Below are 13600 nucleotides of genomic sequence, written 5' to 3'. Positions count from 1 at the left end.
AAAGATAAAACCATCATAAGTTAAACTATTGTAACAATTTTAAGATTGTTCACTTACATACTCATCACCTTATTTTTTCAAAAAATTGATATTCTGTTGATCATAAAATCTCTCCAAAGCCTTATAATTATCTCTTGAAATTTCATTGTATTTTATGTTGTTTTATGTGTCTTTACTAAAACTATATATATTTTTATTTTTTAGGTAAAGTTTTTTATCAGTCTTGTTTAACTTTACTTGGTGTGGTAACTCTTTATTAATCTATCTTACATAAGATATGTCTGTTATTCACTATAATTAAATAATTATTAAGTTTTTTCACTAAGAAATTTTCATAATTATATATAAGTCTATACTAGCTTGTTTTATTTAGTTCAATAGCTCTGAACTCAGACTAAACAAATCTTATCCTCTTATCTCTTTCTTTTTTTTAGATCAAGCTATCTTTTTTAAAAATTACTTATTTTTTTAAAAAAAGCATATATTTCTATTATTTGGAACAAACGATTTCATTAAATACTAAATTTTGATTATTTAATCATATTTTTTATTGATTTACTTTTAATTGTTTTAACAAATTGTCGAACTCCAACGGAGTCATTTGATTTTTTGAGTAGTATTTTTTCGACATTAATTTGTAAGACTTTTAGTAGCAGTAGTTTTCAAGGTAAAGAACCCTATAAACTTCTCTGAGAACAGAACTAATTTTAGAATATAGGTCAAGTTTGGGCAATAAAACTAAATAAACAGAGTTAAGCTGTTAAAACATAATGCAGTGCAATCATTAATCTTTTGATACACGTTACACTAAATTAATTTATTTTAACTTATCATTGTGTACAGTTTTTTAAACTTACTTCTTTAACTTTTGATAGATTACCTTCATTGGAAATAACAGTTAAGTTTTTAATGATAGCAGCAGGAATAATTAAAATATTTTTAGTTGGTGTTTGTGATCCTCATAATCTGATAAAATAACTAAGTTGTCTTGACAAGATAAGGATTAAATATTTCATTTAATCCTTATCTTGTCTCCCTCACCATAAATAATTATCTTTGATTCTCAAAATAACTACTTCAATAAATAAATATAGTTTATTTTCTAGTTATCGTTGTTTCAGTCATTTGAATATACCTAGTGTTTTACTTAATTGCAAAAAAAACACTATTTCTTCCAGTAAATACCCTATAATTATCTTTTCGTTGAAAGTATACATTAAAATAGCCATTTATTCGGGAGCAAAATTACTTAATGTTCTTACAATAAATCTAGTCAATAGTGTTACATGACAATGTTCTTTATTATCTATCACAACATGAAATTTGTCAAAAGTAGATTTTATTTAAACATAAAAGTTAAGTATTTAACTAGATTTATATGTCTTAAAAAAAGAATATTATGTCCTTAAGATAAGGATAACTTTCTCAATTTTTTTGATTATTGATCCTCATTTAAATCTTTATTTATAGTAAATTTTTATTTATTAGAAAATACTAAAAAATAGTGTTCAATGTTTATTGACACTAATAAATTAAGCATAATCAAAATTGTATTAGCTATTTCAGCAGTAAACTTAACTTTTCGTATTTGACTTTTTTAACAAATGTTCTTCAATAAAATTAGTGTACACTTCACCAGTCAAAAAAGCGGAAGTTTCTAAAATTCGTTGATGAAAATCAATAGTGGTAGGAATCCCTGTAATTGCACATTCTCTTAAAGCCCGTTTCATCCGTTTAATTGCCATTTCCCTATCAGGAGCCCAGACAATCAATTTACCAATTAAAGAGTCATAATATGGAGAGATTTCATAATCTGTATAGACATGAGAATCCATCCGCACTCCGGGACCTCCGGGGGGGAGATATGCACTAATTTTACCGGGATGAGGACGAAAATTATAGTCTGGATCTTCAGCATTAATACGACACTCGATTGCGTGACCTTGAAATTTGACCTGATTTTGGGAAAAGCCAAGTTTTTCCCCTTGGGCAATACGAATTTGTTCAGCAATTAAATCCAACCCGGAAATCATCTCCGTCACAGGATGTTCTACCTGAATGCGGGTATTCATTTCCATAAAGTAAAAATTTCCCTGCTTATCCACCAAAAATTCTACTGTTCCCGCCCCTATATAATTAATACATTTAGCTGCTTTAACAGCTGCTCTTCCCATTTTTGCTCGTAATTGAGGGTTGAGAAAAGGACTAGGAGCTTCTTCAAGTAGTTTTTGATGACGACGCTGAATAGAACAATCTCTTTCTCCCAAGTGAACCACATTGCCATAACTATCAGCCAGGATCTGAAATTCAATGTGACGGGGTTTTTCAATAAACTTTTCAATGTACACTCCTCCATTACCAAATGCAGCCTCAGCTTCTCCCTGAGCTCCTTGAAAAGCACGAGAGAATTCTTTGTCTTCCCGAACCAAGCGCATTCCCCGTCCCCCACCTCCAGCAGTAGCCTTTATGATGATGGGATAACCAACATCACGGGCGACGGCTAAAGCTTCTTGTTCTGTATCAATCACCCCCCAACTTCCGGGAATCGTAGGAACTCCTGCCTTCTGCATAGTTTTTTTTGCGGTAGATTTATCTCCCATTGATCGGATAGCTTCAGGACTAGGACCGATAAACGTAATTTTGTGATCTGCGCAAATTTCAGCAAACTTAGCATTTTCTGCTAAAAAACCATACCCTGGATGGATGGCAGTGGCATTCCGCGTAAGGGCAGCAGCAATAATGTTAGGAATGTTGAGATAGCTTTTATTACTCGATGGAGGACCGATGCAAACACTTTCATCTGCAAGTTGAACATGAAGTGCCTGGCGGTCTATAGTGGAGTGAACAGCAACCGTGGCGATTCCTAGTTCCTCACAACTGTGTAAAATTCGTAAGGCGATCTCTCCGCGATTTGCAATTAGGATTTTAGAAAGTTGCATCGTTGAACCAGTGCATGAATATGAAATAGTCATACTTAGTAGAATATCTGGTTTTGTACGTTAATATTCACTCAACTATACAACTAGCGAATGTGTACCATATCTTGTGTCTTAATCAATCAACCTTTTTTAGCTATCATTAACGTTTAATAAAGAAAGTTGTTAACTCTTAAAATAAGAATATAATCCTCTTTGTCTTAACCTATATCGAACCGTAAGACTCAGTAAGTAGATTTTAGTCAATTGTTTAAGACTACAAAATAGCCATTTATCAAGCTCGAACGGCGACTTAAGATATTAAGAATAATCAAGATTAAATTACTTAAAAAATAAAATCTTTTTAGATTGGTACCCTGCTCTGTTGTGTTGAAGTCTAATATTAATGTTGTCTGATTACTAATTCCTAATGGACTAACTATATCTAAACTAGACACTTCACCAATTCGTAGATCGCCAAAAACATATCTAGAGATAAGAACTCTTGAAACAGCTGTTAATAAGGAGTAACAGCAGTTGTTTTTTCAATGTTTTAGAAATAGAAATACATCATAACCTAGCTAGTTTCTCTTTACTTGAAAAGTAAATTTAAATAAACGTGACTGACTCTAAAACTGAAACAAACATAAAATTTATAAATTAGTATTTTAATTAAAAGTAATAGTTAAATTCTTTTAAATCAAGTAAATAAATTGAAATCTGTAAAGGATAAAAGGTTAGAAAGACTTTATTACAAAATTATTAGGTTAATTCAAATCTTTGACCATATCTCCTTTGAATTGATTATCCTAGGAAATAAATATCCTGCTTAATTAGTTATTTAATAATGTATAATATTGAACATGATAGCCATGTCGCTCTAAAAAAACTAGTAAAATCAACTAATTGTCATTAGTTGATTTTACTAGTTTTTTCTTAATTTAGTTGAGAATGTCATAATAGTTTAGCAAAATTTCTTATATTCAATTAACTATTTCAGAATACTTATAAGATCAAGGCTAATCTATTAAGATTTATAATTTTTAATTTGACTCTAATTCTTGAAAGTAAACTTGTAAATATTCTTTGTTAATTATCGAAATAATCTTCCTGTTTTTACCATGGTGTTGTAAATTATTATCTTTTCTATAAAAAGATAATAATTTACTATAGCAGTTTGTCTTTTTTAAATAAGACTTCTAGCTTTTATTTTTATTGGCTTTCATCCTATTATAAGTTCATTAAAAATAATATATATATTTTGTATTATAGATATTTATTTAGTTTGTCAAGTATAAAATATGAGTTTCAAATATTTTAGTGTTTTTACTACAGAGATTACTTTTATGACTTTTAGTGTCTATCTATTAGGTAGTTTTGATTTTGATTATTAGTCTATTTATAGAGTAATCTATTGTCCAATAATATTTTATTTTTAACTTAAATTTTTAGTTCTTGAAGTTTATCCTCTATTATTTTTCTAGTTTGTTTATATAATTTAAGTTTTTAACTATAAATAAATATTATTGTTACTGTGATTATATTTACAATAAAGTCTTAGTTGTAGACTTTATTGTAAATATGTCCTTTATTTAGATTACTCTCTTTTAAAGATTCATGAAAATTTATTAACAGAAAAAACACCTTAGGAAGAATCGTTAATTACACTTCCTAATTCTTTAACCTCAGATATAAACTCAGAATATTTTTTATTTTTTTGTTATTCGGATCTTGGTCATACTATATTTAGATCTTCTTGTCTCTTTCTCGATGAAGAATGTTAACCCAGAAATATCTTCGTTATTATTTGATCTATCTATAAACGAAATCAATTCCCTAAACAGGGACAATTTTATAAATCTGTTGATCCATAATACTTAAACTTTATTGTAAAATACTACAGAATTTCTCTACTCTATTAAAATTGACCCTGTTTAGGTGATCGATACACACCAAGATACGTTACTATCAAAATTAAAGATAACTAAAATCATGAAGGTAATTTATAGCTTAACCAATGTCTGAGATATCTAAAAAATAACCTTGGTTTAAAAATTAATTGTAAATTTCAATCTTGTTAATCTTCTTTTCAAGATAATTGCCAACACGGTGCCAGGTTAAAAATTATCGGAAAAAAATCCACAATAAATATTTTTTATCCTAATCTTTTTCTCTTAATCACGGAAAATACTAGAGAAACAAAAAGTAAAGACTGAAGAGTAAATTCTGACTCAAACCTAGGTAATTTTTATGAATATAGAAAAACAACTAGAAATTCTCGCAAATGACGCTCCTAAATATGGCGTGTCTATAGAGATTATGGAACGAGCTGTCAATCCAGTGCTTAAATTCTTTGCTAGTCAACACAAACAGACGGACTATTTTGTTTTACATGCGAGTGATCGTCATTGGATCATTACAACTCTCAATAACCGCAAACAGCCCCAAATAACAAAGCAAGTAGTCTATGGGTTTGTTAACCGTCAAGATGCCCGCGATTTTCAAAACACAGTGGATTCCAGTAGTGTTAATTTCCCTATTAATATTGTTTCTGTACCTATAACTCACCTTTTCTTTCAAATGTTTGCTGTTCGTCAAGTCGATAGCATTATCCTTATGGATAACCCAAATAATAAAACACAAGGGATTGAAATTCAACGAGAAGACATAGAAAACATGATTCAAAAACAACTCCAACAGATGACACCTAATCTTTCCTTAAAATCTCGGAAAAAGCCGCCTAATTTGGCATAATAATGTTGATTATTTTTTTATTGATCAATGGAAAACCATTTAAACTCCCCAAGCTATTGCAACGTCTACACTTGCTTTACTTGTCATCGTAGCAAAATTTCTGCTTTAGTATTTTGTAGAAGTCTTCGCTTGAAATTACTGTCATCATAATTTTCATTGCTAATGACTAATTTACTTTTACCTGGTATTGAGCTAAGACAAAACTGGCAAAGAATAACCATCTGAAATTCCCTCGGATAGGGACATTTAAGTCGGGATGACCGCTTTTGTTGTTTCGCCTGCTGCCGTAACGGGTTTGAGAGCTTACCTTTTCCCTCTCTTGCCGACAGATCATCCTTCTTGGGTTTCTCTAGCTTGGATTGGACCGACTTTTATCTTCATATCTAGTCTGTATGTTATAGCTGAGCCTCGAATGTTGTCAATTATCTCTGTTTTTCTATATAGAAGCCCTCAGACAATGCAGCCACCAGTAACAGTAAGGCAAGAGGCACGCCATGTCAAAGCAGACCCTTTCTCTTTTCCCCTCTCCCACTTTCTCCCCCTCTCTCCATGCCTCTGCCCCGTCTGTTATTCCTGATCATTGGTTTGAGTATAATTCTCGGATTGATTATATGGTTAATCAATTCGATTTATCGTCTTTATATTCAAGTCTCTTTTACAGCGCCTTTATTAGGTAATTTATTAATTTTCCTGGTTATCGGTCTTTTAGGCTTGTTAATCTACGCTTTTATTTATTATTTCAACTTAGCTGTCTCTGGTAAGTTATTTTCTACTCGTCGTCAAGAACGGCCTCGTCCTAAACTTCCTGAACAAAAAACTGAAGCAGCACACGAAACCCTTAAAGCAGTACGCCGTCAAGTGCAACAAATCCAAGATAAAGTCACTAAAAAAGCTCTACTGAGTCGTTCTCGTCAAATTGAAACTAATTTGACTAAAGGCGATTTACAGGTTGTGGTTTTCGGTACAGGATCGGCGGGAAAAACCTCTTTAGTTAATGCCTTAATTGGGGAAATGGTGGGCAATGTAGAAGCTACTCTCGGAACTACTAAAATGGGGGAGACCTATTCCCTTAAACTGCCAGGAGTTCCGAGAGACATCTTAATCACAGATACCCCAGGAATTTTGGAAGTAGGAGTAGAAGGAACTGAACGGGAACAGTTGGCACGAAAATTAGCGACAGAAGCAGATTTATTATTATTTGTGGTAGATAACGATTTACGTCAATCGGAATATAATCCCCTACAAACTTTAGTAAATATTGGTAAACGATCATTATTAATTTTGAATAAAATTGATCTTTATCCCAAAGAAGAACTAACGTTACTAATGAAGCAATTACAACAAAGAGTTAAAGAATTAATTTCCCCTTTAGATATTATTGCAGTAGCCGCTAAACCCCAATCATTTTTATTAGAAACCAAGGAAATTGTTAAGCCAGAACCAGAAATTATTCCCCTAATTAAGCGTCTTGCTGTGGTTTTAAGGGCAGAAGGAGAAGATTTAATTGCTGATAATATTTTGTTACAGTCTCAACGTCTGGGGGAAGAAGCCAGAAAAATGATTGATCGTCAAAGACGACAACAGGCAGATAAAATCATAGATCGTTATCGATGGATTGGTGCCGGGGTTATTTCTGTTACTCCTTTACCAGTGGTGGATATGTTAGCAATGGCGGCAGTTAATGCCCAAATGGTAATTGAAATTGGTCGAATCTATGGCTGCGAATTAAATAGTGATCGTGGTAAGGAACTAGCCCTATCTTTAGGAAAAACTTTAATAAGTTTAGGGATAGTTAAAGGAGCTTTAGATTTGTTAAGTAAAGCCCTACAATTAAATATAACTACTTATTTAGTTGGTAAAGCGATTCAGGGAGTAACAGCTGCTTATTTAACCCGTATTGCTGGAAAAAGTTTTGTTGAATATTTCCGTCACGATCAAGACTGGGGTGATGGAGGAATTACTGAAGTTGTACAACGTCAATTTGAACTGAGTCGTAAGGATGAATTTGTTAAAAGATTCGTTACTGACGCTATTACTAAGGTAGTAGAACCGTTAACAGCAACTTGGGAAGAAGACGAGGAGGAAGTTACTCTAGTATCTATAAAACAAGAAGCTCCTCTGGATGAGGATGACTGGTGATTTATGTCATCAATTGACTTAGCTATTCAGACCGATCTCTTAAATATTCATCTATTAATCAAACAAATATTTTTTGAAGAGAAGTTAACTGAAATGACAGCTCAAGGATATAATAATTTTCTTGAATTTATTGCCTGTAGTTCCTTAAGAAAAAGACTGACCTCCGGGTCTAAAAATATGGTTATATAAAATGAACACTGAATTAATCAGAATTCTTGAGATAAATCGAAGCAACCATATTTTACTTTTTTTTATAAAAAAGACTATCGAGGGCAAAAAATTGGGGAAATATTGTTTAATTATGCTAAAAGTCACGTCTTAGAAAGAATTACTGCTAATTCAACTGACTATGATTTGCCAATTTACCTTAAATTAGGATTTGTTAAGACAGGTTCAGCTGTCAATCGAGGTGATATTATTGTTTCCCCCATTTTATTGAAAAACTTTCATTGTTGACATATTTCTTCGGCATATATCAAAAATTCCAATACTTCATGATTCCAGTCTTTTACTTGGTTCCCTGTCAACTAGAACATTGCGACCGATGCTAAAAATTTTGACTTGCCCATAGTCGGTATTAGGAGAAAATCCTGAAAACTAAACAAAGGATCAAATAGGTTTATCATAGTACCTATGTTCGTCGAAAAAATAGGTAAAAATCTTACCTTGAATTTATAATTATTTCCGTTCTCGTTAAAACTTATGGAATCTTTAACCCCTGCCCAACAAGAACTATTTGACTGGTTAGTTGAGTATATTGACAAAACCCAGCATGCCCCTTCTATTCGTCAGATGATGCATGCTATGCACCTGCGATCACCAGCTCCTGTTCAGAGTCGTCTAGAAAGACTACGAAATAAAGGTTATATCGACTGGATAGAAGGCAAAGCCCGTACCATTCGAATTTTACGTCCTAAACCTAAGGGGATTCGTATTTTAGGGGCGATCACAGCCGACACACTAGTTGAACTTTGTGTGGATGATCAAACTAAATTAGATTTATCTGAAATCACTGAACAAAAAAATTACTATGGGTTACAGATTGTAGGAGACAGCATGATTGAAGATTTAATCACTGAAGGCGATTTAGCCATCATGCGGTCCTTATCTAGAGATGAACATCCCAAAGATGGAGAAATTGTAGCTGCTATTGTTCAAGGTCATGGAACAACTTTAAAACGATTTTATCAAAATGGTGAAAAAGTATTACTTAAATCATCTAATTCCCAGTACAAACCGATGGAACTTAAGACTTCTGAGGTGGAAATTCAGGGTGTTTTGATAGGAGTTTGGCGTGCTTACTTATAATGTGTCCTAACTACCTAAACAAGTGAGTTGAAGAATAGAGGGTAGACGACTTCTTACCTTGATTGATTACTCTCAATATTTTTTTGTGAACTACATAGTATTTGCTGATACTGAAATAGATGCTTTCTACTGGCAAGACCCAACAATAGTAGACTTTTTAAGTCCTCCACTATCAAATCTTAATTTTGAAAGTAGGGGATCTACCCCATCTCAGAGTATAAAATATGGTCTTTATTTATATTCTTTACTGCATTGATATCTCTAAGTAGGCGATCTTAAATAAATGTTCAATAAAGAGTGATACACAAGAGAACTTACTAAATGTTTTTTTGCTTAAAAAGCAGGATTATGGAATTTTGAAAATTAAATAAATTTAATTTAATTTAAAATTCAAAAATTACTTATAAAAAGAGTACCTCAGTAAAAATATTATACTTTTTATATAAAAAAATAGGAAAAAATATAAAAATTTCTAAGTAGGGAAAGAAAAGGAACTTGGAATAAATAAGATACAGAATATATTGAACAGCTTTCATAAGAAGATAAAAGAACTTATAATAGCCAACAACTAGCAAAGGTGTTTAAAAAATATAAGAGTAAAACTCCTGAGAGAATACTACAGTAGTTTCTAAAAATTACCAAAAATTTTAATGAAAACATAGAGAATTAAAATTGCTCTATGTTTTCATTAAAAAAACAAAAAATATTATACTTATGTTTCCTGTTAATTTGTAATACAAAACTATATATAAAAAGGAAATAGTATCGAATAAAAACCTATTTTTACCGAAATAATGTTTGAATTAACCACGATAGTTAAAGTAAGTCTTTTAGTAAATATCTACCTGTTAAGTTAATCTAATAACAATCTGATAAAGTTAAAAAATAAAAATTTTAAAAAAAATAATATTTAAAAAATAAAAAAATATTTATATTGATAACGCTAAAAAAAATAAAATTAAAGATAATAAAAGTGATGTTTATATATTTTTTCTATCTATTTATTCTCTAAAATTAGACGAAATTTAAAATTAGTGATGAAAGCTATCAAATCATGCTCACAATAAAATTGTTTAAAAGTGTAGAGATTTTTTGTTAAAGATCAGAAAGTCGAGAAAGTTTATTAACTAAAAATTGAATAAAAAAATATAAAGCTTATTTAACGAGGTTCAAAATTGGTATTAATCTACACTAACTAATGGAAACATTAGTTAGTGTAGATTAATTTAGGCTTCTTATGTTTAGAAAACCTCGCATTTTTCTTTATATAAGTTAATAGTTATCCTGCTTTCTTAAAATTTTTATATATAGATTATTCATCTATATCCGACTATTTATGACTTCCAAACAGAGAATAAAAGTTTCATAAAAATAAAAAAAGTAGGAACAGCAATGGATAAACTGGTATGTACCAAGTTTAGTTTGAACCAAACCCAATTAGTCCAGTTCCTTATGAAATAACAATCGCTAAGATTAGAAACTTTCTGTATTATTTTCTGTTAAGGTTGTTAACTTTTTAATAATCAAAAGTTTACCTAAATAGGGTAGACTAATTAATGAATCATTGCTGTTCTAGAGTAGAAAGACTTTCAAACTTATACTACCTACTTACCTAATCTCTTCGACTTCCATCCCCTAGTCATGGAAACAGAAGATATCGGCTACGTTTTGTTTATTTACGGTGAGGAAATTGCAAGGGTGTTTGAAAACATATAGCGAGTATATAAGGAGATTGTTCAATTGAGTCAAACCTCTAGTAAAGAGGAATATGTTTGATTGGGCTGGGCTCAATCGTCTACCTTTTTTTAATTATGATTAATTTATATGGAATTCTATCAAGCTAAGGCTTAACCGGAAGTTTACATGAGATGATATTCTTTGATTAAAATTGAAATGTCGCTTCGACTAGCTCAAAAGATATCAGAGAGAATAGTACCATGTGTCAGATAAATAGAAGCATTATTAACCATTGTAGAAATAAAAAAAGTTGAAGAGAGATTGCAAAAACTTTTAGTATTTACTTATGTAAGAAATGGGAGAACCCAGGGGACAAGAAGTCCGCTTGAGGGTTCGTTTAACCCATCAAAATTTAGCTAAATCCGTTTGACTATTCACCCAATTACTTCGAGTATCTCGACGCCAGGAATGGATTAGAATTGATAACAATCATCATATTTATTTTCCAGATAAATTTGGATAACTTTTAATAGTAATCATTGACAAGTATATCGTTGATAACTATAACCATTAACTTGAGGAAACTTTTTTTTATCAACAACACATTGTTTTAAGTCAATAGGAGCCTGAAAATTTACTGTCCAAACTTCAATAGGGTAGGGAATTTTGCTGACTACTTGTTTTAAATTTTCTGTTGCTTCAGAAGATTCCAATTGTTCTTGATGGACCAACAAAAATAAAGTATCTTGCAGTTCTGAACGTCGTTGTAATTCTAGAGCAATTCCCATAGTTTCCCCTGTTTGAACTAGATTTCTATGAGTTGTAGCAATCAAAACCGGACTAGAAGCCGTATTTTGAATGACTGAAATTAAGCGGTCAGGAAGATAATACTTTTGATATCCTAAATTAACCAATACTGTAATCGCTCCTACAAATCCCATAAACCAAACAGCATAAACAGCAAATTTTCCGTTGCCATTAAGTTTACTATAGATAATCGTTAACAAATAAGTAGGATCAAATAATATTTGGTATTTCCCTTTAACTATTGAATTATCAAGATTAGATTTATTCCAATAAATGGCAAGACTCACAGCAACTAAAACGATGACAGCTGGAAAATAAACAAAACTGTATCGTGCACCACGGGTAATGTCCAATCCAACAACATAAGTAATTACTAAAAAAAGAGCGATTGCACTAAAAATAAATCCTATTAACCCCTTTATTGGTAAGTAACAGTCTGAGTATTGTAATCCTTCTTGGATTCCTTTTTTCATATAAGGAATAAACCAAATAAAAAAGAGTAACAAGATTAAACTTGATAAAATAACAATGGCTAGGGAAGAAGATTCAACGGGCAGCAAAGATATCATGGGAACCCAAGCTGCTAACAGTTGGAAGGGAGGACTAATCATATATAAAATATGTTCAATTGGATGAACCCAGGTAATCATGCCATTACCATATCCTTTAGGAATAATAATAGCTATCCAAGTTAATCCAGCCGAAATGGCTCCAATGAAAACCAACATAATACGGATTAAATTTCGTGACATAAAAGACAGGTCGTCTTTTTTTTGCTGATAATGACGATAAATCAAAAATATTACCGTCATTCCTTCCGCCAATAAAGTTATTCCAAAAAAATAATGAACTGATAAACCAATCCCATTAATAACTATCCAGACAAAAACTAACCATAAAGGCAATATTTTTTTCTCAAAAAAACTATTAATTGAAAATGTAAAACAAATCAAAGAAAAAATCACAAAAAGAATTGCTAACGTATAGTGACGAGCTTCTTGTGCGAGGAAAATGCCATAGGGAGAAACGGACATTAAGGCCGCACTAATCTGTCCAACTCGTTGAGAACGAAAAGCAATTTTTCCTAAGAAATAAATTGCTGGAATCGATAAAATCCCCAATAAAGCAGAAAGTGATCGCATCACCCAAACATCTGTGTATTCTCCCAGTGAGGGAAATAATTTTACCCACAAATGTACCAATACAAAATACAGAGGAGGATGGTTATCTTCTTGTAAGAGTAATGAAACAACATTTCCAATATTTGCATCAGGATTAAATTTTAGGGGTTGTAACAAAGCATCAATGGAAATTACTTGATTAAGGGGCACTGAGGTGAAATCATTTCCCAAACTAAACACCATCGTAGCAAATTCATCTGTCCAAGGAGGCTTAGCAGTTAATTTGGTAAACCTAAGAATGGAACCAATAACCACCCATAACCCCAATAACAACCAGTTCGCTGATCTCGGTAACTGATCAACCCAACGTTGAGACGATTGCATTTTTAACACGGATTACCTCACAACCAACTCTCCATAAAATAACTCATCTTGTCATCTATTGGGAAAATTGGAGAGGGTGGTAAGGGATTGAGAGATCAGGATAGAAACTATAACTTTTTTCTAAATTGTTGTTAACAATAATTTTTTTCTAAAAAAAACAACAAAAGTAAATGCTCTTTATAAAAAACTTGTTGTTTTAAAAAACTTAAGTAAAATTCTTTATTTAAGCTATTATTGTCGATTGTAAACAAGACTTTTATTATGCTGTAATGCGTTTTTTATTAACAACAGTTTTTGTTCATTATTATACGTCGATACATTCTTTAATTGTATTAAAATTTACGGCTCTATAAAATCTTGCTAGGCAATCATGTTGGTTGGCATGAAAAAGAAAAAAAATTGTACATAATTAGCTCTTGTTTTTAAACTTTAAAATACTATACTTGTCTGATATTTTTGTTTTTTATACACTGTAGCTTGCTTCATCTATTCTCT

The 13600-nt window shown here is 31.4% G+C and carries 7 protein-coding genes and 1 pseudogene; 5 read left to right on the top strand and 3 right to left on the bottom strand.

Annotated elements, in window-relative coordinates; all coding sequences use genetic code 11:
- Positions 1-1574: 1574 nt before the first annotated feature.
- A complete protein-coding gene (accC, locus tag RGRSB_RS04740; protein ID WP_119260062.1) occupies positions 1575-2939 on the bottom strand; it encodes an acetyl-CoA carboxylase biotin carboxylase subunit in 1365 nt (454 codons plus the stop codon).
- A 2226-nt stretch (positions 2940-5165) separates the two neighbouring features.
- On the opposite strand from accC, the gene RGRSB_RS04735 reads away from it, so the two are divergent.
- Complete coding sequence (locus tag RGRSB_RS04735; RefSeq protein WP_119260061.1) at positions 5166-5669, top strand: hypothetical protein; 504 nt, start codon at positions 5166-5168, stop codon at positions 5667-5669.
- 166 nt (positions 5670-5835) lie between these two features.
- Here RGRSB_RS04735 and RGRSB_RS10060 read toward each other — a convergent pair whose 3' ends face one another.
- Positions 5836-6003, bottom strand: coding sequence for a hypothetical protein (locus tag RGRSB_RS10060; protein WP_172582036.1), 168 nt, complete (start codon positions 6001-6003; stop codon positions 5836-5838).
- Positions 6004-6218: 215 nt separating this feature from the next.
- Between RGRSB_RS10060 and RGRSB_RS04730 the strand changes: the two genes are divergently transcribed.
- The 4 genes and pseudogenes from RGRSB_RS04730 (at position 6219) to lexA (ending at position 9116) form a co-directional block, all read left to right on the top strand.
- The gene (locus tag RGRSB_RS04730) at positions 6219-7808 is read left to right on the top strand and encodes a YcjF family protein (RefSeq protein WP_119260060.1); all 1590 of its coding nucleotides are present in this window, start codon (positions 6219-6221) and stop codon (positions 7806-7808) included.
- Positions 7809-7811: 3 nt separating this feature from the next.
- Positions 7812-7997, top strand: coding sequence for a hypothetical protein (locus tag RGRSB_RS10520; RefSeq protein WP_232014584.1), 186 nt, complete (start codon positions 7812-7814; stop codon positions 7995-7997).
- 66 nt (positions 7998-8063) lie between these two features.
- Positions 8064-8264, top strand: a pseudogene (locus RGRSB_RS10515) (GNAT family N-acetyltransferase); the annotation flags it as partial.
- A 246-nt stretch (positions 8265-8510) separates the two neighbouring features.
- Positions 8511-9116 (top strand): transcriptional repressor LexA, encoded by a 606-nt coding sequence (lexA, locus tag RGRSB_RS04720; protein ID WP_119260059.1) that lies wholly within the window; start codon positions 8511-8513, stop codon positions 9114-9116.
- Between the two features lie 2213 nt (positions 9117-11329).
- On the opposite strand, the gene RGRSB_RS04710 is transcribed toward lexA, so the two are convergent.
- A complete protein-coding gene (locus tag RGRSB_RS04710) occupies positions 11330-13114 on the bottom strand; it encodes a glycosyltransferase family 39 protein (protein ID WP_119260058.1) in 1785 nt (594 codons plus the stop codon).
- Positions 13115-13600 lie beyond the last annotated feature (486 nt).

The organism is cyanobacterium endosymbiont of Rhopalodia gibberula (assembly GCF_003574135.1).
Classification (GTDB): Bacteria; Cyanobacteriota; Cyanobacteriia; order Cyanobacteriales; family Microcystaceae; genus Rippkaea.
This window is presented reverse-complemented; position numbering and strand designations above follow the sequence as displayed.